Origin of the sequence: Enterobacter sp. V87_3, from assembly GCF_029967835.1 — a bacterium.
Taxonomy (GTDB): Bacteria; Pseudomonadota; Gammaproteobacteria; order Enterobacterales; family Enterobacteriaceae; genus Enterobacter; species Enterobacter cancerogenus.
In genome coordinates, this window is the sequence record NZ_JASCAM010000031.1 from 131,823 (window position 1) to 153,239 (window position 21,417).

The 21,417-nt window shown below is 56.2% G+C and carries 23 protein-coding genes; 17 read left to right on the forward strand and 6 right to left on the reverse strand.

The features are described from left to right. Positions 1-5: 5 nt before the first annotated feature. The 3 genes from QLG21_RS19715 to QLG21_RS19725 form a co-directional block, all read right to left on the reverse strand. Entirely contained in the window at positions 6-1,421 is a 1,416-nt protein-coding gene (locus QLG21_RS19715) for a DUF1116 domain-containing protein (RefSeq protein WP_282485060.1), read from the reverse strand. Beyond that, on the reverse strand, positions 1,421-2,962 hold the full coding sequence (fdrA, locus tag QLG21_RS19720; protein WP_282485061.1) for an acyl-CoA synthetase FdrA: 1,542 nt from the start codon (positions 2,960-2,962) through the stop codon (positions 1,421-1,423). The genes QLG21_RS19715 and fdrA overlap by 1 nt, the downstream gene beginning before the upstream one ends. A 106-nt stretch (positions 2,963-3,068) precedes the next feature. Continuing rightward, a complete protein-coding gene (locus tag QLG21_RS19725) occupies positions 3,069-3,674 on the reverse strand; it encodes an ankyrin repeat domain-containing protein (protein WP_042321764.1) in 606 nt (201 codons plus the stop codon). 322 nt (positions 3,675-3,996) lie between these two features. On the opposite strand from QLG21_RS19725, the gene QLG21_RS19730 reads away from it, so the two are divergent. After that, positions 3,997-4,926, forward strand: coding sequence for a LysR substrate-binding domain-containing protein (locus tag QLG21_RS19730; RefSeq protein WP_282485062.1), 930 nt, complete (start codon positions 3,997-3,999; stop codon positions 4,924-4,926). On the opposite strand, the gene QLG21_RS19735 is transcribed toward QLG21_RS19730, so the two are convergent. Further along, the gene (locus QLG21_RS19735; protein ID WP_006178132.1) at positions 4,923-5,081 is read right to left on the reverse strand and encodes a YqaE/Pmp3 family membrane protein; all 159 of its coding nucleotides are present in this window, start codon (positions 5,079-5,081) and stop codon (positions 4,923-4,925) included. The genes QLG21_RS19730 and QLG21_RS19735 overlap by 4 nt on opposite strands. A 179-nt stretch (positions 5,082-5,260) precedes the next feature. Here QLG21_RS19735 and QLG21_RS19740 point away from each other — a divergent pair, with 179 nt between their 5' ends. The 3 genes from QLG21_RS19740 to QLG21_RS19750 all read left to right on the forward strand — a co-directional run bounded on the left by QLG21_RS19740 (position 5,261) and on the right by QLG21_RS19750 (position 6,350). Next, on the forward strand, positions 5,261-5,560 hold the full coding sequence (locus QLG21_RS19740) for a metalloregulator ArsR/SmtB family transcription factor (RefSeq protein WP_006178133.1): 300 nt from the start codon (positions 5,261-5,263) through the stop codon (positions 5,558-5,560). A 9-nt stretch (positions 5,561-5,569) separates the two neighbouring features. Beyond that, positions 5,570-6,091, forward strand: a complete 522-nt coding sequence (locus QLG21_RS19745) for a rhodanese family protein (RefSeq protein ID WP_282485063.1) — start codon at positions 5,570-5,572, stop codon at positions 6,089-6,091. 79 nt (positions 6,092-6,170) lie between these two features. Continuing rightward, positions 6,171-6,350 carry a hypothetical protein gene (locus tag QLG21_RS19750; protein WP_058608490.1) on the forward strand — a complete coding sequence of 60 codons (180 nt, stop codon included), beginning with the start codon at positions 6,171-6,173 and terminating at the stop codon, positions 6,348-6,350. 38 nt (positions 6,351-6,388) lie between these two features. Here the strand turns inward: QLG21_RS19750 and stpA are convergent, their stop codons facing one another. Then, positions 6,389-6,793, reverse strand: coding sequence for a DNA-binding protein StpA (gene stpA, locus QLG21_RS19755; RefSeq protein ID WP_137849817.1), 405 nt, complete (start codon positions 6,791-6,793; stop codon positions 6,389-6,391). 458 nt (positions 6,794-7,251) lie between these two features. On the opposite strand from stpA, the gene alaE reads away from it, so the two are divergent. Next, positions 7,252-7,695 carry an L-alanine exporter AlaE gene (alaE, locus tag QLG21_RS19760; RefSeq protein ID WP_137849818.1) on the forward strand — a complete coding sequence of 148 codons (444 nt, stop codon included), beginning with the start codon at positions 7,252-7,254 and terminating at the stop codon, positions 7,693-7,695. 38 nt (positions 7,696-7,733) lie between these two features. Here alaE and QLG21_RS19765 read toward each other — a convergent pair whose 3' ends face one another. After that, complete coding sequence (locus tag QLG21_RS19765) at positions 7,734-8,078, reverse strand: DUF2002 family protein (RefSeq protein WP_006178138.1); 345 nt, start codon at positions 8,076-8,078, stop codon at positions 7,734-7,736. 160 nt (positions 8,079-8,238) lie between these two features. Here QLG21_RS19765 and QLG21_RS19770 point away from each other — a divergent pair, with 160 nt between their 5' ends. The 12 genes from QLG21_RS19770 to emrB all read left to right on the forward strand — a co-directional run bounded on the left by QLG21_RS19770 (position 8,239) and on the right by emrB (position 21,246). Continuing rightward, positions 8,239-8,565 carry a DUF883 domain-containing protein gene (locus QLG21_RS19770; RefSeq protein ID WP_282485064.1) on the forward strand — a complete coding sequence of 109 codons (327 nt, stop codon included), beginning with the start codon at positions 8,239-8,241 and terminating at the stop codon, positions 8,563-8,565. A gap of 245 nt (positions 8,566-8,810) precedes the next feature. After that, on the forward strand, positions 8,811-9,050 hold the full coding sequence (gene nrdH, locus QLG21_RS19775; RefSeq protein WP_282485065.1) for a glutaredoxin-like protein NrdH: 240 nt from the start codon (positions 8,811-8,813) through the stop codon (positions 9,048-9,050). Next, positions 9,047-9,457 (forward strand): class Ib ribonucleoside-diphosphate reductase assembly flavoprotein NrdI, encoded by a 411-nt coding sequence (gene nrdI, locus QLG21_RS19780; protein ID WP_058608491.1) that lies wholly within the window; start codon positions 9,047-9,049, stop codon positions 9,455-9,457. The genes nrdH and nrdI overlap by 4 nt, the downstream gene beginning before the upstream one ends. Continuing rightward, positions 9,430-11,574, forward strand: coding sequence for a class 1b ribonucleoside-diphosphate reductase subunit alpha (gene nrdE / locus QLG21_RS19785; RefSeq protein ID WP_282485066.1), 2,145 nt, complete (start codon positions 9,430-9,432; stop codon positions 11,572-11,574). The genes nrdI and nrdE overlap by 28 nt, the downstream gene beginning before the upstream one ends. A gap of 9 nt (positions 11,575-11,583) precedes the next feature. After that, positions 11,584-12,543 carry a class 1b ribonucleoside-diphosphate reductase subunit beta gene (nrdF, locus tag QLG21_RS19790; protein ID WP_282485067.1) on the forward strand — a complete coding sequence of 320 codons (960 nt, stop codon included), beginning with the start codon at positions 11,584-11,586 and terminating at the stop codon, positions 12,541-12,543. 378 nt (positions 12,544-12,921) lie between these two features. Then, complete coding sequence (gene proV / locus QLG21_RS19795; protein ID WP_282485068.1) at positions 12,922-14,124, forward strand: glycine betaine/L-proline ABC transporter ATP-binding protein ProV; 1,203 nt, start codon at positions 12,922-12,924, stop codon at positions 14,122-14,124. Further along, positions 14,117-15,187: a glycine betaine/L-proline ABC transporter permease ProW gene (proW, locus tag QLG21_RS19800; RefSeq protein WP_058608494.1), complete on the forward strand. Its 1,071-nt coding sequence runs from the start codon at positions 14,117-14,119 to the stop codon at positions 15,185-15,187. The genes proV and proW overlap by 8 nt, the downstream gene beginning before the upstream one ends. Before the next feature lie 9 nt (positions 15,188-15,196). After that, positions 15,197-16,192 carry a glycine betaine/L-proline ABC transporter substrate-binding protein ProX gene (gene proX, locus QLG21_RS19805; RefSeq protein WP_006178146.1) on the forward strand — a complete coding sequence of 332 codons (996 nt, stop codon included), beginning with the start codon at positions 15,197-15,199 and terminating at the stop codon, positions 16,190-16,192. A 161-nt stretch (positions 16,193-16,353) separates the two neighbouring features. Further along, complete coding sequence (locus tag QLG21_RS19810) at positions 16,354-17,538, forward strand: MFS transporter (protein WP_282485069.1); 1,185 nt, start codon at positions 16,354-16,356, stop codon at positions 17,536-17,538. Between the two features lie 312 nt (positions 17,539-17,850). Then, positions 17,851-18,381 (forward strand): transcriptional repressor MprA, encoded by a 531-nt coding sequence (mprA, locus tag QLG21_RS19815; RefSeq protein ID WP_006178149.1) that lies wholly within the window; start codon positions 17,851-17,853, stop codon positions 18,379-18,381. A gap of 128 nt (positions 18,382-18,509) precedes the next feature. Further along, complete coding sequence (gene emrA / locus QLG21_RS19820) at positions 18,510-19,682, forward strand: multidrug efflux MFS transporter periplasmic adaptor subunit EmrA (RefSeq protein WP_006178150.1); 1,173 nt, start codon at positions 18,510-18,512, stop codon at positions 19,680-19,682. A 16-nt stretch (positions 19,683-19,698) separates the two neighbouring features. Beyond that, positions 19,699-21,246, forward strand: a complete 1,548-nt coding sequence (gene emrB / locus QLG21_RS19825; protein WP_137849823.1) for a multidrug efflux MFS transporter permease subunit EmrB — start codon at positions 19,699-19,701, stop codon at positions 21,244-21,246. Positions 21,247-21,417: the final 171 nt, after the last annotated feature.

Below are 21,417 nucleotides of genomic sequence, written 5' to 3' on the forward strand. Positions count from 1 at the left end.
ATGCCTTATAAAAAGTAGCGATCGCGGAAGGTCAACAGCGCCTTTTCAAAACAGCTAAATGGCGGGTGAACAATGCCCGCGCCAATCATGCCGATACCGGCGTCCTTGTGGGCAATGGCGGTGTTGATCACCGGCAAAATGCCGCTGCCCGCTACCCTGGTGATGTCGATGGCGGTCGGAATGCCCATGAACGACAGCAGCGGAATGGTGACGTTGGGGTTTTCCCCGAGGGTGATTTCGCGCATCTGGCGGGAGACGTCGACGGCCTCCTCTACGGTGCCGCCCACCAGCGCCACAATCGCCGGGGCGGTTGCCATCGCGAAGCCGCCAATGCCGTAGGTTTCGGTGATGGCGCTGTCGCCGATGTCCAGCCCGGAGTCTTCCGGTCTGTAGCCCGCGAACATCGGGCCAATCACCTGCTGCGCCGGGCCGGTGAACCACTGCCCCGGCAGGCCGGAGACGCGCAGGCCAAACTCGTAGCCGTTGCGCGCCATGGTGGTGACCACGGTGCTGTACTCGATACCGTGCGCGGCGTCGAGCGCGGCCTTGCACATCGCCATCCACGTCGGGCCGGAGAAGTAGTCGCTGCTGGCGACAAACTCGAACACCTCGCGCTGCTGCTCTACCGGATACCCCGCCTGAATCAGCCCCGGCGTCAGCGCCTGGATCAACAGCGTGGTGCCCGCGTTGTTGCGGTTGTGGCACTCATCACCCATATGCAGCGCCTGCGCCAGCATCAGACGCAGATCGATTTCGCCGAGAATGTTCATTGCGTCACGCAGCATCGGGCCGAGCACGTCACGCATCCAGTTCAGACGGTCGATCACGCTCTGATCGTTGGCCCCCATGCGCAGGATCTTCGCCATCTGCTCGCTGAGGTTGGTAAACGCGCGGTTGCCGTAGGTTTTATTCTCCACGATGTGCATAAACATCGACGCGGAGGTGACGCCCGCCATCGAACCCACGCAGTCGTGCTCGTGGCACGGCGAGAAGGTGATGTCGCCCGAGGCCGCGACGCGCTCCGCGTCTTCGATATCTTTCGCCAGCCCCTCGAATACCAGCGCCCCGGTGACCGCCCCCTTCATCGCACCGCACATGTTTTCCCAGGCAACCGGCGGACCGGCATGAAGAATGGTGGTACGGGTCATGCCCGGCACCACGTTGATCGCCTGGTCGTAACCCACCAGCACCGGATGGGACTGAATAATGCGCTCCAGCGCAATGGCGTTGGCGGCGGCGATTTTTTCCGCCAGCGGTGCGTCCGCCAGCTGGTCGAGCGCCTCCACCACCTGCATATTGCCCTGCCCCGGCGGCGTCCATTCGAGGTGGGTGACAGGAATGTGCTGCTGTTTAAGATCGTCACTGAACATCGCAATGCCAACGTTGATCACGTTCAGCGGCTGGTTAAATAAGGTGGTCATTATGCATTCTCCCCTTTGCAGACAAATTCGCGGGCCAGTAAGCCGGTGTTGGTGCTGCTGCTGGCCCAAATCACGCCAGCGTCGGTCAGCCGCTGGCACTGCTGCGCCAGCGACTGGGGATCCTGGTCGGTGCCGAGTACGTAGCCCAGAATGACCAGCGGACGGTTATCGGCTTTCGCTATCGCCTGCGCCTCCTGTATGGCGTCGATCATCACCCCGACCGGATCGTCATGTGCGCCAAAGCCGAGCACGAAGTCCATCACGATCACCGCCACTTCCGGATCGCGCGCCTCCTGCAGCAGGCGGGTGATGCGGTTGCTCGGATCGATCATCGGGTGCGGCCTGCCGTGGGTGAAGTCGTCATCGCCAAAATCCAGGAAGGTGTGGGCCTGGCTGACGTTGATGTCGCTCAGTCGCTTTGCCGGATCGGGCTGAATGTTGCTGTAGACGTCGTCGTATTTCTCCAGCGCGGCAAACATCGCTTCATCGCACAGCGTGCCGCCGCAGAACAGGCCGCGAATATACTTTTGCTGCGGAGTCAGGCGGGCGCGTACCTCTTCAATCAGCGGCCAGTTGAGCGGGTGTAGATCGAGGGATTCCTGTTTAATGCCGGTCAGCAGCACCGCTTTAAGGGCTGCCTCTTTGGTGCCGCGGGCAAACTGCAGGCCGTCCTCGTCTGCGGGCGGTGCGTTGCGCCCGAGGAAACATGCGATAACCGGTTTGCGGCAGGCGCGGGCGCGGGCCAGCACTTTCTCCGCCACCGCAGGAGCTGGCGGCTTGGAGATGAGGACGATCGCCTGAGTGTTCTCGTCGGCTTCCAGCATGGCGATCGCGTCGAGCATCATCAGGCCGCCAATTTTTTCGCTCAGATCGCGCCCGCCGGTGCCAATCAGCTGCGACACGCCGCCACCGAATTCGTGAATGCGCACGCTCAGCTCCTGGCTGCCGGTGCCGGACGCCCCGACGATGCCGATCGACCCGCGACGCACGGCGTTGGCGAAGCACAGCCCCGCGCCGTTAATGATGGCGGTGCCGCAGTCCGGCCCCATCATCAGCAGCCCTTTCTGGTGCGCCAGTTGCTTGAGCGCCAGTTCGTCGTCGAGGGAGACATTATCGGAGAACAGCATCACGTTGAGATCGTTCTCCAGGGCCTGTCGCGCCTCGCGGGCGGCAAAGGTGCCGTTGACGGAGATCACCGCCAGGTTTGCGTCAGGGCGGTGGGCTTTGGCGCTGGCAATAGTGGCGTAGCGGGCTTCATGGGAGCCTGCACTTTCCTTGCGGGTGAATAAGGCTTCAATGGCGGCCAGCGTTTCATCATTCGCCGCCTCGCCTTTAATCACGATCATCAGGTCGCCGTTTTTGGCCTCGGCTAATTCCGGCGTAAGCAGCCCGAGGTTATGTAATACGCCCTTATTCATTTCCGTCGCCATGGCCACGACGGCTTGCTCAACGCCCGGTAATTTATTGGCTTTGGTCGATACCGACATGAGCGAGACGGAATCAAACCAGGTATTCTTTTTGATAACGATTTTGGTGGGCATGGGTTTCTCCTGAATGCGGATAAAAGGGGGCCGCCATCGTGCAAAACGCACGACGGTAGAATGCTTTTTTATGTCGCTGCCAGCCGGAAAGGGCTGGCCGGATTAATTACGCGCCTGCGGCAAGCAGCAGGTCGGCGATTTCATCGAAGCCTTTTTCCCGGGCCAGTTCGAGGGGAGATTTTCCGTATTTATCGGTCATGTGCGGGTTCGCGCCGTTTTCCAACAGCAGCCTGACGATCTCCTGCTGCTTCGCGCCGCCGTCATTGAGGACAATGGCCTCCAGCAGCGGCGTCCAGCCGACAAAGTTGGTGTGGTTGACGTTGATATCGGTTTTTTCCAGCAGCTCGCGAACAATGTCGACGTGGCCTTTTTCACTGGCGGGGGTGATCCCCACGCCGCCAAAGCGCGTAAGGCGATCGAGATCGGGATTCGCAGGAAGCACAATGCGCAGCAAAGTAAGATCGTTGGTCAGGCAGCTAATCAGGAAAGGGTTAAAGCAGGTCTGATCCTGTTTATCAATATCCGCGCCGGCGGCAATTAAATATTCCACACACGGATAATGCTTTTTCAGGCTGGCAATAATAATGGCGGTTCTTTTCTGGCGATTCGTGGCGTTGATATCCACACCTTTATCGAGGCAGGCTTTAAGCGCATCCACGTTTCCCTGCTCGGCCGCCAGCAGAAATTCAGTCACGAGTTCAGTTGCAGACATATTCACACTCCCTGGTTTTTTCATTGCTGATGCCCCGAGAATAGCAACAGCCTTTCAGGAAAAGAATCCGCTTAAAAATCATTCATCGACAGGCAATTCATTATTGAGTTAAATTCAACAGTTCAGCCAAAATGTGCGGGTGTGCACTCTTTTTCTTATGTTTCGCCGCGTTTTTACGCCCGGCGCGACATTATGCTTATGGCTAAAAAAGCCTTGCGCCACGCGGCACGTAGCTACGCGTCAAAATTGTGATCCGCTTCAAATGCGGTGTAACTACGTTGTTAAAATATGTTCAAAACTGATGGTGGACGGGAGCAGTGATATGAATTCCATCTTTACCGAAGAGAACCTGCTGGCCTTCACCATGGCGGCGCGTTACAGCAGCTTCAGCAAGGCGGCGGAAGAGCTGGGCGTGACGACCTCAGCCATCAGCTACACCATCAAGCGCATGGAGACCGGGCTGGACGTGGTGCTGTTCGTGCGTAACACCCGCAATATTGAGCTGACCGAGTCCGGGTTTTACTTTTATCGCAAGGCGACCGACCTGCTGAACGACTTTCACGCCATCAAGCGCGGGATCGACACCATCTCGCAGGGCATCGAAACGCGGGTCAGGATCTGCATTAATCAGCTTTTGTATACGCCCCGCCACACCGCCCGGCTGCTGCAGGTGCTGAAAAAACAGTTTCCGACCTGCCAGATCACGGTAACAACCGAGGTCTACAACGGGGTGTGGGATTCCATCATCAATAATCAGGCTAATATCGCCATCGGCGCGCCGGACACCCTGCTCGACGGCGGCGGCATTGATTACACCGAAATCGGCGCGATTCGCTGGGTCTTTGCGATCTCGCCCGAACACCCGCTGGCATTTACCCTGGAGCCGATTGCCGAAAGCCAGCTGCGCCTGTACCCCAATATCATGGTCGAAGACACGGCCCATACCATCAACAAAAAGGTGGGCTGGCTGCTGCACGGTCAGGAGGCGATTCTGGTGCCGGACTTCAACACCAAATGCCAGTGTCAGATCCTGGGGGAAGGGATTGGATTTTTACCGGAGTATATGGCGCGGGAGGCCGTGGAAGAGGGGCTGCTGGTGACGCGGCGCATTAATAACCCGCGTCAGGATTCGCGCATGCTGCTTGCCACACAGCATGCGGCTACCGGTCAGGTGACCCGCTGGGTTAAACAACAGTTTGGCCCTGAGGGGGTACTGACCGGAATTTATCGCGATTTACTCTGGCGCACTTAGCTTTTGGTCTGCACCCAGAACGCGTGGATCAGGCCAGGAATATAGCCCAGCAGCGTCAGGACGATATTCAGGATAAATGCCCATCCGAAGCCTTTACCCAGTAAAACACCCAGTGGCGGAAGAATGATTGTAAAGACGATGCGCCAAAAACCCATAAAATCTCCATGCAAGCTAAACAGTTGAATCTAAAAAAGAGTATGCCCTCTAAGCGTAGCCAGTTTACCTGCCCTCGCCATCACTTTTTCACCCTTTTACCCTCTTTTACGCTTTTTACACTGGTTTAATCCACCCCATTAGTTTAGCATTACCTTAATTAAGGTAATGCTAAATAACCATGACTGAACTCGAACAACTTCAGGCCAGCGCTGAACAGGCCGCCACGCTGTTAAAAGCCATGAGCAATCCGCACCGATTGCTGATCCTGTGTACGCTGTGCGACGCCCCCGGAACCCGCGCGGGCGATCTGGCGCGCGCCACCGGGCTAAGCCCCTCGGCCACCTCTCAGCATCTGGCGCGTATGCGTGAAGAGGGGCTTATCGACAGCACCCGGGAAGCGCAACGCATTCTTTACTCCATCAAAAACGATGCGGTGCATAAGCTTATCAGCACCCTTAAATCCCTTTACTGTCCGTGAGGAGCTGCTATGTCACTTCCTGTTATTTCACCGCAGCAGGCACGCGCCCTGATTGAAAAGGGCGCAAAACTTGTCGATATTCGCGATGCCGACGAGTATGCCCGCGAGCATATTCCGGCCGCGTGCGCCATACCGCTGGATTTATTACCCGGGGAGCTACACCCGGCCCCCGGTGAAACGGTCATTTTTCACTGTCAGTCCGGGATGCGAACCTCAAACAATGCCGCACGTCTTGCCCAGGCGGCATCGCCTGCGCAGGCATTCGTGGTTGAGGGGGGAATTCAGGGCTGGAAACAGGCCGGGCTGCCGACCATTGAAGACAAAACCCAGCCGCTTCCGCTGATGCGTCAGGTGCAGATCGCCGCCGGGCTGCTGATCCTTTGCGGCGTGCTGCTGGGTTACGGCGTCTCCAGCCTCTTTTTCCTGCTGAGCGGGTTTGTGGGGGCCGGACTGCTGTTCGCCGGCGTAACCGGTTTTTGCGGCATGGCGCGATTGCTGAAAGTGATGCCGTGGAACCGCCGTACCACATAAGCAGTAACAGACAAATTAGACTGTACCCCGTCCGGGACGTGGGCTATGGTGAAGATCATTACAACGATGAGGAGGTGCTATGTTTTCTGTCGGCGATTATGTCCAACCGCGTCAGGGCGGTCCGAAATTAAAAGTGCTCGACGTGAAGGGTGAAAGCATTGTGGCCGTGCAGGCCAGCGATGAGCAGGGCGAGAAATATACCCTGAAAGCGGCGGACGTTGTGCTGTATACCGAAGAAGGTGACTTCGGCGTCTGCTAAGTCAATAACCGGGCGGACTCTGCCGCCCGATTCACGGATTAGATCAGGAAATCATCCAGGCTCTTACCGTTTGCCAGCGCAGTCGCGATAGGCTTCGGCGTGCGGCCCTGGCCGGTCCACGTTTTCACCTCACCGTTGGCGTCGGTAAAGCGATATTTTGCTTCACGCGTTTTACGTTTTTTCGCCGGCTGACCTGCATTTACCAGCTCATTGCCGAGCAGATCGCTCGGGGAAATACCGTCGGCTTTCATCAGCTCCAGCAGCGCATTAATTTTGTCCTGCTGTTCAGCGCGCTGCCGTTCCAATTCCGCCTGCTCGGTGCGTTTTTCCTCAGTCACGATCCTGACTTTTTCCAGCACGTCTTCCAGAACTTCCAGGGATAATTCACGCGCCAGGGCACGAAGCGTACGGATATTATTAAGATTCTGTAACGTCAAAGACATATAAATTAAAAACCTTTTCAGAGGGGTAAATTGAAAATTAAGCTGCAAGAATAATTCATTTTTATCGCAATATCCACCCATGGACCCTTTTTGACATTATTGTAAATATTTTGAAAACATATTATTCATATATCCCCTCAGCACATGGATAGCGTTCCGGCGTATTAATCATCCCATCAATCAATGCCTCCCCGGATGAAAGGCAGGTTTCGGCACACTGTTAGCTCAACACATTGATTTGTAGTAATAAATGCGGGTAAGAGAGAGAAAATAACGCAGCGCGTAAGAAATAACCAATTTTAGAGAATTTTGTGGACAAAACGCCTACAAATAAAAATTTATCACTAGTTGTTAGTTTATAGCCAGAGACTTATTCTATGCTCGATAAACAAACCAACCTAATGCACTGGCTTAACCCGCTCAACGCCGTCATTTTGTCCATTTCAAGGAGTTCAGACATGTTCTCACCGCAATCTCGCCTGCGCCACGCGGTAGCGGATACGTTCGCGATGGTTGTCTACTGTTCCGTTGTGAACATGGTGATTGAAATCGTTCTCTCTGGCATGACGTTTGAGCAGTCGCTCTCCTCGCGCCTGGTGGCCATCCCGGTCAATATCCTGATTGCCTGGCCTTACGGGTTTTACCGTGACGCTGCGATGCGCTTTGCTCGCCGCATTAGCCCGGGTGGATGGGCGAAGAATCTGGCAGATGTGCTGGCGTATGTGACCTTCCAGTCGCCGGTATATGTGGTGATTTTATTGACGGTAGGAGCAAGCTGGCAGCAAATCGCCGCGGCGGTCAGCTCGAATATCGTGGTGTCGATGATGATGGGTGCGGTGTACGGTTATTTTCTCGACTACTGCCGTCGCCTGTTTAAGGTCAGCCGTTACAGCCAGGCCTGAGCAGGAAGGTAAGCGACTGGCGCAGGCCAGTCGCACGTTTACTGCGCGTCGCCAAACAGTCCCTGCAGGAACCGTTCCAGCGCCATGCGTGAACTGAAACCATGCGGTATACCATAATGCTCATGCCTTTCTCCGCCTAAATAGAGCGGAAATTGCTGATACTGATCGCAGGTTTTAATATCCGAGGCAGGCTCAGCAAATGTCTGACTTCTGTCTTTCAGCGTCGGGTGAATAATGAGAGCCGTACGCCCCATTCTCGCTTCACGGTTGACGTAAACATAATTCTCACCGCGGCGATATCCATAGGCTTTAGTCGTCACCGCATCCATGGTAAATCCCGCCTTTTCAAGAACGCGCGCCACCTCATCAGGTCGTAAATACATATATATTCCTCGTTATCTTTTCCTGCACGGCAACCTTACCGTATTGAGCAATAGCAGCGCCCTCAGAATATTCCATAAACTGCGCAATACGCCGTGACTGACTTCAGATATTAAATTCATGAGCTAAACTAAACGGGAATGCAAAATTAAGGAGGATCGTATGTTTAACAGACCGAACCGAAACGAAATTAACGACGACGCTCAGGATATTCGTAACGATGTCAGCCAATTAGCGGACACGCTGGAGGAAGTGCTGAAATCCTGGGGTTCTGATGCGAAGGACGAAGCAGATGCCGCGAAACGTAAGGCTCAGTCTCTGCTGCGTGAAACCCGTGCCCGGATGAACGGCCGTTCACGCACTTCACAGGCCGCCTGCGACGCGATGAGCTGCGCCACCACCTTCGTGCGTGAGAAACCGATGTGCGCGCTGGGAACCGTCGCCGCCGTCGGTATTTTTGTCGGCGCATTGCTCAGCCTGCGTAAGTAATTCGCGGTGAACGCTGCCCCGGTTGCCTCAGGCGCCGGGGCTTTTCTTTGCCTGCTGCGCTGAAAAACCCGTACAGCACACCCTGCCCCGCTATGCTCATCATCGTGGCGATATCAATCTAAATTTCCCATATCTTGTATGGTTGAAACTTATCACAACTACATCTAGTATTCCCTTTAGCAAGATACACACAACCTGACGCGATACATCGCGCCGCTTTCTCATTCTAAATGGAAATACGAATCATGAGCATTATTATTTACACTCGTAACAATTGTGTTCAGTGCCACGCCACCAAACGCGCCATGGAAAGCCGCGGCGTTGCGTTTGAGATGGTGAATATCGACACGGTCCCGGACGCCGCAGACACCCTGCGTGCGCAGGGCTTCCGGCAGTTGCCGGTAGTGATCGCCGGGGAAACCAGCTGGTCTGGCTTTCGCCCGGATATGATCAACCGCCTTGCCGCCCAGGCCGCCCGTGCATGAGTGGGCTGGTCTTCTTCTCCAGTAGTTCGGAAAACACGCTCCGCTTTATGGCGCGCGTCGGGTTACCTGCGATCCGCATTCCCCTCAACGAGCGGGAGCGGATTCAGGTGACTGAACCCTACATCCTGGTGGTGCCCAGCTATGGCGGCGGCGGAACGGCGGGGGCCGTGCCCCGGCAGGTGATCCGCTTTCTTAACGATCCTCAAAACCGACAGCTTATCCGCGGCGTGATCGCGGCGGGTAACCGTAATTTCGGCGATGCGTTTGGACGCGCCGGGGATGTCATCTCTCAAAAATGCGGCGTGCCGTATCTCTATCGCTTTGAACTGATGGGGACACAGCAGGACGTAGAAAACGTGCGTAAAGGAGTGAACGAATTTTGGCAACGACAACCGCAGAACCCGTAGTCCAGGCGACACCGGATTATCACGCATTAAACGCGATGCTTAACCTCTACGATCGTGAGGGGCACATTCAGTTTGGCAAAGACCATGATGCGGTGGACGCCTTTTTTGCCGCCCACGTTCGCCCGAACACCGTGGCTTTTGAGAGCATCCAACAGCGTCTCGATTATCTTGTCAAAGAGGGCTACTACGAAGAGCGCGTGCTCGCCCGCTACGGGCGTGACGCCATCGTTAAGCTGTTCGAGCGTGCGCACGCCCGGGGTTTTCGTTTCCAGACCTTTCTCGGGGCGTGGAAGTATTACACCAGCTACACCCTGAAAACCTTCGACGGTAAACGCTATCTCGAAACCTTCGAGGATCGGGTGGTGATGGTGGCACTCACCCTGGCGCAGGGGGATGAGGCGCTGGCCGTGCAACTCACCGATGAGATCCTCTCGGGCCGTTTCCAGCCTGCCACCCCAACGTTTCTCAACGCCGGGAAAGCGCAGCGCGGCGAACTGGTCTCCTGCTTCCTGCTGCGCATCGAAGACAATATGGAGTCGATTGGCCGGGCGGTGAACTCGGCTTTGCAGCTCTCCAAACGCGGCGGCGGCGTGGCGTTTCTGCTCTCCAACCTGCGCGAAGCGGGTGCGCCGATTAAGCGCATCGAAAACCAGTCCTCCGGTGTTATTCCGGTGATGAAAATGCTCGAGGATGCGTTCTCCTACGCTAACCAGCTGGGCGCGCGTCAGGGAGCCGGGGCGGTGTATCTGCATGCGCACCACCCGGATATCCTGCGTTTTCTGGATACCAAACGCGAAAACGCCGATGAAAAAATTCGCATTAAAACCCTGTCACTTGGCGTGGTGATCCCGGATATCACCTTCCAACTGGCGAAAGAGAATGCCGATATGGCGCTGTTCTCACCCTACGATATCGAGCGTATTTACGGTAAAGCCTTTGGGGACGTGGCGATAAGCGAACGTTACGATGAACTCGTGGCCGACGATCGCATCCGCAAAAAGTACATTAACGCCCGCGATTTCTTCCAGACGCTCGCCGAGATCCAGTTTGAGTCCGGCTATCCGTACATCATGTACGAGGACACGGTAAACCGCGCCAATCCGATTGCCGGGCGCATTAACATGAGCAACCTGTGCTCGGAAATTTTGCAGGTCAACGCGGCGTCGACCTATGACGAAAACCTTGATTACGCCGACGTGGGCAAGGATATCTCCTGCAACCTCGGGTCGCTGAATATTGCGCACACCATGGACTCCCCCGATTTTGGCCGCACCGTGGAGACCGCCGTGCGCGGGCTAACGGCGGTGTCGGACATGAGCCATATTCGCAGCGTACCCTCGATTGAAGCGGGCAACGCCGCGTCGCACGCCATCGGCCTTGGGCAGATGAACCTGCATGGTTATCTGGCGCGCGAAGGAATAGCCTACGGCAGCCCCGAAGGGCTGGATTTCACCAATCTCTATTTCTACACCATCACCTGGCACGCGCTGCACACTTCAATGATGCTGGCGCGCGAGCGCGGCCAGCGTTTCGCGGGCTTTGAGCAGTCGCGCTATGCCAGTGGCGAGTATTTTAATCAGTATCTGGAAAATGACTGGCAGCCGAAAACCGAAAAGGTGCGCCAGCTGTTTGCCCGCGCCGGGGTCACGCTGCCCACGCGCGCGATGTGGCAGCAACTGCGCGATGAGGTGATGCAATACGGCATCTATAACCAAAACCTGCAGGCGGTGCCGCCCACGGGGTCGATCTCCTACATTAACCACGCCACGTCGAGCATCCACCCGATTGTGTCGAAAATTGAGATCCGCAAGGAAGGCAAAACCGGCCGCGTCTATTACCCGGCCCCGTTTATGACCAACGAGAACCTGGCCCTGTATCAGGACGCGTATGAGATCGGCCCGGAGAAGATCATTGATACCTACGCCGAGGCGACAAAACATGTGGATCAGGGTCTGTCGCTGACGCTTTTCTTCCTGGATACCGCCACCACGCGCGATATCAACCGGGCGCAGATCTATGCCTGGAAGAAAGGCATCAAGACGCTCTACTACATTCGCCTGCGCCAGCTTGCGCTGGAAGGCACCGAAATCGAAGGCTGCGTGTCCTGCGCGCTGTAAGGAGAAAGGATGAAACTGTCACGCGTGAGTGCCGTTAACTGGAACAAAATCCAGGACGATAAAGACCTGGAGGTGTGGAACCGCCTGACCAGCAATTTCTGGTTGCCAGAGAAAGTGCCGTTATCTAACGATATTCCGGCCTGGCAAACACTTAGCCACGCCGAGCAGCAGCTGACCATCCGCGTCTTTACCGGGCTGACGCTGCTCGACACCATTCAGAATACCGTGGGTGCGCCCGCGCTGATGAGTGACGCGCTGACGCCGCATGAAGAGGCGGTGATGTCGAACATCAGCTTTATGGAGGCGGTTCACGCCCGCTCCTACAGCTCCATTTTCTCAACCCTGTGTCAGACCAAAGATGTGGACGCCGCGTACGACTGGAGTGAGGAGTGCGAATCATTGCAGCGCAAGGCGAACCTGGTGCTGGAGCATTATCAGGCCGACGATCCGCTGAAGAAGAAAATCGCCAGCGTATTTCTGGAATCGTTCCTGTTCTATTCCGGATTCTGGCTGCCGATGTACTGGTCGAGCCGCGGCAAGCTGACCAACACCGCCGATTTGATTCGTCTGATCATTCGTGATGAAGCCGTACACGGGTATTACATTGGCTATAAATATCAGAAAGGGCTGGAGAGCGTCAGCGAAGCCCGGCGCGAGGAGCTGAAAGGCTTTGCGCTGGATCTGCTGATGGATCTCTATGACAACGAGCTGAGCTATACCGAGGCGCTGTACGCCGGCTCCGGCTGGGAGGACGAGGTCAACGCGTTTCTCTGCTACAACGCCAATAAGGCGCTGATGAACCTCGGCTACGAGGCGTTGTTCCCACCGGACATGGCGGACGTGAACCCGGCCATCCTGGCGGCGCTTTCACCGAATGCCGATGAAAACCACGATTTCTTCTCCGGCTCCGGATCGTCTTACGTGATGGGCAAAGCGGTTGAAACTGAAGATGAGGATTGGGATTTTTAAAGCATTATTCCCCTCACGCTGCCCTCTCCCCTGAGGGCAGCGTGAGGGGATAATTAACGTTCATTAATTTATGATAAATCCCATGATTTTCTCCCTTATATTTCCCTGACAACTACACTGTAATTTCCACGTCATATTCGCCTGAATCTCTTCGATACAGGCGAAATTTCCCGATGCAGAAACAAAAAATTGAGAAAAATTGAAACTGCCCTCAGCCCTTCTATCATGGGAAATTCAGCCGTTTCGCCTGTGGCAAAATTCGTGCCATAAGCAAACCCAGGGTTGTCTCAGATTCTGAGTATGTTAGGGTAATGCCAGTTAACTATTTACCATGGTAATGATATCGACATAAACAAATAACAGGACACTCTCTATTGCATGGCAATTAAATTAGAAGTGAAAAATCTTTATAAAATATTTGGCGAGCATCCGCAGCGCGCATTCAAATATATTGAGAAAGGCCTCTCGAAAGAACAAATTCTGGAAAAAACCGGGCTATCGCTTGGCGTTAAAGACGCCAGTCTGGCCATTGAAGAAGGCGAGATTTTTGTCATCATGGGATTATCCGGTTCGGGTAAATCCACTATGGTTCGCCTTCTCAATCGCCTGATTGAACCCACCCGTGGACAGGTGCTGATTGATGGTGTGGATATCGCCAGAATATCAGATGCAGAGCTTCGCGAGGTGCGCAGAAAGAAGATTGCAATGGTCTTTCAGTCATTTGCGCTGATGCCACACATGACGGTATTAGATAATACCGCCTTTGGCATGGAATTAGCAGGCGCAGGTGCCGCTGAACGTCAGGAAAAAGCGCTGGATGCATTACGTCAGGTGGGCCTTGAAAATTATGCCCACGCTTATCCAGATGAACTTTCTGGTGGGATGCGTCAGCGCGTAGGATTAGCCCGCGCATTAGCCATTAATCCCGATATTTTATTAATGGATGAAGCCTTCTCCGCGCTCGATCCGCTAATTCGTACTGAAATGCAGGATGAGCTGGTAAAATTACAGGCTAAACATCAACGAACCGTGGTATTTATTTCCCACGATCTTGATGAAGCCATGCGTATTGGCGATCGCATTGCCATTATGCAAAACGGTGAAGTCGTGCAGGTCGGTACACCGGATGAAATTCTCAATAATCCGGCGAATGATTATGTGCGAACCTTCTTCCGCGGTGTGGATATTAGCCAGGTGTTTAGCGCCAAAGATATTGCGCGCCGCACGCCGAACGGCATCATTCGCAAAACGCCAGGCTTCGGCCCACGCTCCGCGCTCAAACTGCTGCAGGATGAAGACCGTGAATACGGTTATCTGGTTGAACGCGGTAACAAATTTGTTGGCGTGGTCTCCATCGACTCCCTGAAAACCGCTCTGGCTGAAAATCAGAGCATTGATGCGGCCGTGATCGACGCCCCGCTTGCCGTGGACGCCGAAACGCCGCTTAGCGAGCTGCTCTCACACGTTGGCCAGGCACCCTGTGCCGTTCCGGTCGTCGGTGAAGAACAACAGTACGTCGGCATCATCTCAAAACGCATGTTGCTGCAGGCTTTAGATCGCGAGGGGGCAAACAATGGCTGATCAATCTAACCCGTGGGGCACCACTGAAGCAGCGGATAGCGCTGCACAATCTGCCGACGCGTGGGGGTCATCCACGCCTGCGCCAACCGATGGCGGCACGGCGGACTGGCTCAACAGCGCGCCTGCACCGGCGCCTGAACACTTCAATATTATGGATCCGTTCCACAAAACGCTGATCCCGCTCGACCGCTGGGTAACCGAAGGGATCGACTGGGTGGTGACGCACTTCCGCCCGGTATTCCAGGGGATCCGCGTCCCGGTGGATTACATCCTGAACGGCTTCCAGCAGATGTTGCTGGGTATGCCCGCGCCGGTGGCGATTATCCTGTTCTCCCTGATCGCCTGGCAGTTTGGCAGCGCGGGGATGGGGGTCGCCACGCTGATCTCGCTGATTGCCATCGGGGCGATTGGTGCATGGTCGCAGGCGATGATCACCCTGGCGCTGGTCTTAACCGCCCTGCTCTTCTGCGTGGTGATCGGCCTGCCGATGGGGATCTGGCTGGCGCGAAGCCCGCGGGCGGCGAAGATCATTCGCCCGCTGCTGGATGCCATGCAGACCACGCCCGCGTTCGTCTACCTGGTACCTATCGTCATGCTGTTCGGTATTGGTAACGTGCCGGGCGTGGTGGTGACCATTATCTTCGCCCTGCCGCCGATTATTCGTCTGACCATTCTGGGGATTAACCAGGTGCCAGCCGATCTCATTGAGGCGTCACGCTCGTTCGGTGCAAGCCCGCGTCAGATGCTGTTTAAGGTTCAGCTTCCGCTGGCCATGCCAACCATCATGGCAGGCGTTAACCAGACGCTGATGCTGGCGCTGTCGATGGTGGTTATCGCCTCGATGATCGCCGTGGGCGGTCTGGGCCAGATGGTGCTGCGCGGCATTGGCCGCCTCGATATGGGGCTGGCTACCGTAGGCGGCGTGGGCATTGTGATCCTCGCCATTATTCTTGACCGCCTGACCCAGGCCGTCGGTCGTGATTCACGCAGTCGCGGCAACCGTCGCTGGTATACCACCGGCCCTGTCGGGTTAATCACCCGCCCTTTCACGAAATCAAAATAAGGAACAACGATGCGACATAAGGTACTTTTTGCCACAGCGTTTGCCACCCTTGTCTCCACCAGCACGTTTGCCGCAGACCTGCCGGGCAAAGGCATCACCGTACAGCCGGTGCAGAGCACCATTTCGGAAGAGAGCTTCCAGACGTTGATCGTCAGCCGCGCGCTGGAAAAACTGGGCTACACGGTGAACACGCCGAGCGAAGTGGATTACAACGTGGGCTATACCTCCATTGCCTCCGGCGATGCGACGTTCACCGCCGTTAACTGGCAGCCGCTGCACGACGACATGTATGCCGCTGCGGGCGGGGACAAGAAGTTTTATCGTGAAGGCACCTTCGTGACCGGCGCGGCGCAGGGTTATCTGATCGACAAGAAAACCGCCGAGCAGTATCACATCACCAATATTGAACAGCTGAAAGATCCGAAGATCGCCAAACTGTTCGACACCAACGGTGACGGCAAGGCCGATATGATGGGCTGCTCACCGGGCTGGGGCTGCGAGGCGGTCATTAACCACCAGAATAAAGCCTTCGATCTGGAGAAAACCGTCGACGTAAGCCACGGTAACTACTCGGCGATGATGGCCGATACCATTGCCCGCTTCAAAGAGGGTAAGCCGGTTATCTATTACACCTGGACCCCATACTGGGTGAGCGACGTGCTGAAGCCGGGTAAAGACGTGGTGTGGCTGCAGGTGCCGTTCTCTTCTCTGCCTGGCGAGCAGAAAGATATTGACACTAAGCTGCCGAACGGCATGAACTACGGCTTCCCGGTCAATACCATGCACATCGTTGCCAACAAAGCCTGGGCTGAGAAAAACCCGGCGGCTGCGAAGCTGTTCTCGGTAATGAAACTGCCGCTGGCGGACATCAACGCCCAGAACGCCATGATGCATGACGGCAAATCGTCTGAAGCGGACGTGAAAGGCCATGTCGACGGCTGGATCAAAGCCCACCAGCAGCAGTTTGATGGTTGGGTGAAAGAGGCGCTGGCCGCGCAGAAGTAATGCTTTGTCCCTTCACTCCTGCCCTCTCCCTCCGGGAGAGGGTCAGGGTAAGGGAGACCTAAACCGCACAATCCACCACGTAACAACTCCCCAACATTCTCAATCATTCGGTATGATGGTTTCCGGAAAAATAATCACTCAACTGACGATCCGCAAACCTGATGACCAAATCAACTCAAGGGCTTAGCCCGGCGCTTATCCTTTTAATGTCTGTGGCAACGGGCCTTGCCGTCGCCAGCAACTATTACGCACAGCCTCTGCTCGACACCATCGCCCGCGCGTTTGACCTCTCTGCCAGCTCGGCGGGTTTTATTGTGACGGCCGCGCAGCTCGGCTATGCCGCAGGGCTGCTGTTCCTCGTCCCGCTCGGTGATATGTTTGAGCGTCGCATGCTGATTGTCTCCATGACGCTGCTGGCCGCAGGCGGCATGCTGATCACCGCAAGCAGCCAGTCGCTGGGGATGATGATCCTCGGTACCGCGTTGACGGGGCTGTTCTCGGTGGTGGCGCAAATTCTGGTCCCGCTCGCCGCTACGCTTGCCGCACCGGAAAAGCGTGGCAAAGTGGTCGGGACCATCATGAGCGGCCTGCTGCTGGGGATTTTGCTGGCGCGAACCGTTGCGGGGCTACTGGCGAGTCTCGGCGGATGGCGTACCGTGTACTGGGTGGCGAGCGTGCTGATGGTAATCATGGCCCTGGCGCTGTGGCGCGGTCTGCCAAAGGTGAAGCAGGAAAACCACCTGAACTATCCCCAGCTTCTGGCCTCCGTTTTTAGCCTGTTCACTCAGGACAAACTGCTGCGCACCCGCGCTATTCTGGGCTGTTTCACTTTTGCCAACTTTAGCATTCTGTGGACATCGATGGCGTTCCTGCTCGCTGCGCCGCCGTTTAACTATTCCGAAGGGGTGATTGGCCTGTTTGGCCTCGCGGGGGCGGCCGGTGCCCTGGGCGCGCGTCCGGCCGGTGGGCTGGCCGATAAGGGCAAGTCGCACATGACCACCAGCGCCGGGCTGATGCTGTTGCTGCTCTCGTGGGCCGCTATCTGGTATGGACATGTTTCCGTGCTGGCGCTGATCGTCGGTATTCTGGTGCTCGACCTCACCGTGCAGGGCGTGCACATCACTAACCAGACCGTCATTTACCGGGTGAAGCCTGAAGCGCGTAACCGCCTGACCGCGGGCTACATGACCAGCTACTTTATCGGCGGTGCAGCCGGGTCGTTGATTTCGGCCTCTGCCTGGCAGCATGCCGGCTGGACGGGCGTCTGCGCCATCGGGGCCATTGTCGCCACGCTGAACCTGCTGGTCTGGTGGCGCGGCTATCATCGGCAGGACGCGATTCATTAAGTTTTACATTGCTTTGGGCCTCTTAGGGTGTAAAGGGGCCCTGCTCTCTGTTAATGTAAACGTAATCATTTATCCCAGAAATTTTAATGTGGGTGACATATTTACAACCGGCATGAATAGTTCAGACCCCCGTCCTCACATCCTCCTTCCCTGGGAAATTCCCCGCCCTTTCTGTGCTCACCGGGTCACGGACCTACCCGGCGCTTTATGATGGTGATATTCATGCTGCGGATATAACCGCACAAATAATTCATTTACATTATTTGTCACTATCGTTACTATATCGGCTGTAATTAATGAGGTTATGCCCAAATGGATAGTTCGTTTACGCCCATTGAACAAATGCTTAAATTCCGCGCCAGTCGTCATGAGGACTTCCCGTATCAGGAGATCCTGTTGACCCGCCTGTGCATGCACATGCAGGGTAAGCTGCTGGATAACCGTAATAAGATGCTGAAAGCTCAAGGGATTAACGAGACGTTATTTATGGCGTTGATTACGCTGGAGTCTCAGGAAAACCACAGTATTCAGCCATCTGAGCTGAGCTGCGCGCTGGGCTCGTCCCGCACCAATGCTACCCGTATTGCCGATGAGCTGGAAAAACGCGGCTGGATTGAGCGCCGTGAAAGCGACAACGATCGCCGTTGCCTGCATCTGCAACTGACCGATAAAGGTCACCAATTCCTGCGTGAGGTGCTGCCACCTCAGCACAACTGCCTGCATCAGCTTTGGTCTGCCCTCAGCACCGCCGAGCGCGAGCAGCTTGAGCAAATCACGCGCAAACTTCTTACCCGTCTGGATCAGATGGATGAAGATGGCGCCGTTCTTGAGGCGCTGCGCTAACGCGACAACACGCTCGAACATCCAGAGTTTAAAAAGAAAATCGACAGGCCAGCACGTAATACTGCTGGCCTTTCTGACAACAGGTCGGCTCAGCCGATGTGAAAATAAGAAGATTGTGGAGAACAACAATGAGCGCAAATGCGGAGACCACCAACCCGCAGCAACCGGCCAACAAGAAAGGTAAACGTAAGGGCGCCCTTCTTCTGTTGACCTTGCTCTTTATTATTATTGCCGTGGCATATGGGATTTATTGGTTTTTGGTATTGCGTCACGTCGAAGAGACGGACGATGCCTACGTGGCAGGGAACCAGGTACAAATTATGGCGCAGGTGTCGGGCAGCGTGACGAAAGTCTGGGCTGACAATACCGACTTTGTGCAAAAAGGCGATGTGCTGGTCACGCTCGACCCGACCGACGCCCAACAGGCGTTTGAAAAAGCGCAGACGCAGCTGGCCTCCAGCGTGCGTCAGACCCGCCAGCTGATGATCAACAGTAAACAGCTGCAGGCCAGCATCGACGTGCAGAAAACCGCACTGGCGCAGGCCCAGAGCGACCTGAACCGTCGCGTTCCGCTCGGCACCGCCAACCTGATTGGCCGTGAAGAGCTGCAGCACGCGCGTGACGCAGTGGCCAGCGCGCAGGCCCAGTTGGATGTCGCCATTCAGCAATACAACGCCAACCAGGCGATGGTGCTGGGCACCAGCCTGGAAAACCAGCCTGCGGTAAAACAGGCGGCGACCGAAGTGCGTAACGCATGGCTTGCCCTGCAGCGTACCAAAATCGTCAGCCCGATGACCGGCTACGTCTCTCGCCGCTCGGTTCAGCCTGGCGCGCAGATCGGCACAACGACGCCGCTGATGGCGGTGGTGCCGGCAAACAACCTGTGGGTGGATGCCAACTTCAAAGAGACGCAGCTTGCCCACATGCGTATCGGCCAGACCGCAACCGTTGTCAGCGACATCTACGGTGATGATGTGAAATACACCGGTAAAGTGGTGGGTCTCGATATGGGTACCGGCAGCGCATTTAGCCTGCTGCCTGCGCAGAACGCCACCGGTAACTGGATCAAAGTGGTTCAGCGTCTGCCCGTGCGTATCGAACTGGATGCCAAACAGCTGGCGGACCATCCGCTGCGTATTGGCCTTTCCACGCTGGTGACGGTCGACACCGCCAACCGCGACGGACAGATCCTGGCAAGCCAGGTGCGTAGCAGCCCGGCGTACGAAAGTAACGCCCGTGAAATCAACCTCGATCCGGTCAACAAGCTGATCGATGACATCGTGAAGGCAAACGCCGGTTAAGCCGAAGGTGAGCGCTATGCAACAGCAAAAGCCGCAAAAACCGCTGGAAGGGGCGCAACTGGTCATTATGACCATTGCGCTTTCGCTGGCGACATTCATGCAGGTGCTGGACTCCACCATCGCAAACGTGGCGATCCCAACGATTGCCGGCAACCTTGGCTCGTCGCTGAGCCAGGGAACCTGGGTCATTACCTCGTTCGGGGTGGCGAACGCCATCTCTATCCCCATCACCGGCTGGCTGGCGAAGCGCGTCGGTGAAGTGAAACTGTTCCTCTGGTCGACTATCGCCTTTGTCATTGCTTCGTGGGCGTGCGGCGTGTCATCCAGCCTGACCATGCTGATCTTCTTCCGCGTGATCCAGGGGATCGTTGCCGGGCCGTTGATTCCACTGTCGCAGAGTCTGCTGCTCAACAACTATCCGCCCGCCAAACGCTCTATCGCGCTGGCACTGTGGTCAATGACGGTGATTGTCGCCCCGATTTGCGGTCCTATTCTGGGCGGCTATATCAGCGATAACTATCACTGGGGCTGGATCTTCTTCATCAACGTGCCGATTGGCGCGGTCGTGGTGATGTTGACCCTGCAAACGCTGCGCGGTCGCGAAACCCGAACCGAGCAGCGGCGAATTGATGCCGTTGGCCTGGCGCTGCTGGTGCTGGGGATTGGTAGCCTGCAGGTGATGCTCGACCAGGGCAAAGAGCTGGACTGGTTTAACTCGAAAGAGATTATCGTTCTGACGGTTGTCGCGGTGATCTCGCTGAGCTTCCTGATTGTCTGGGAGCTGACGGACGATAACCCAATTGTCGATCTCTCGCTCTTTAAGTCGCGAAACTTCACCATCGGCTGCCTGTGTATCAGCCTGGCCTATATGCTCTACTTCGGCGCAATTGTGTTGCTGCCGCAGCTTTTGCAGGAGGTATACGGCTACACCGCAACCTGGGCAGGGCTGGCCTCTGCGCCAGTAGGGCTGATCCCGGTGCTGCTGTCACCGATTATTGGCCGCTTCGCCCACAAGCTCGATATGCGCAGGCTGGTGACGTTCAGCTTCATTATGTATGCCGTGTGCTTCTACTGGCGCGCCTATACCTTCGAACCGGGCATGGACTTTGGCGCTTCCGCGTGGCCGCAGTTTATTCAGGGCTTCGCCGTGGCGTGCTTCTTTATGCCGCTCACCACCATCACGCTTTCCGGCTTGCCGCCTGAGCGTATGGCGGCAGCGTCGAGCCTGTCGAACTTTACCCGAACGCTGGCAGGCTCCATCGGGACATCGATCACCACCACGCTCTGGACCAACCGTGAATCGATGCACCATGCCCAGCTGACGGAAGCGGTGAATCCGTTTAACCCGAATGCCCAGCAGATGTACAGCCAGCTGCAGGGTATGGGCATGACGGAGCAGCAGGCGTCCGGCTGGATCGCCCAGCAGATCACCAACCAGGGGCTGATTATCTCCGCCAACGAGATTTTCTGGATCTCAGCAGGGATTTTCCTCGTCCTGCTGGGGCTGGTGTGGTTTGCCAGACCACCGTTTGGTGCCGGTAGCGGCGGCGGCGGCGCGCACTAACCTTCTGTGCAGGATGCCGGGCGGCGGCTACGCCTTATCCGGCCTACGATAACCGGCACATCCGTAGGCCCGGTAAGGCGTAGCCGCCACCGGGCAACCATCGCCACCCTTGTCCAAAACGCGACAGCGATTGTCAGTTCCGATAAAGCAGCGCACCTGAAATCGATTCAC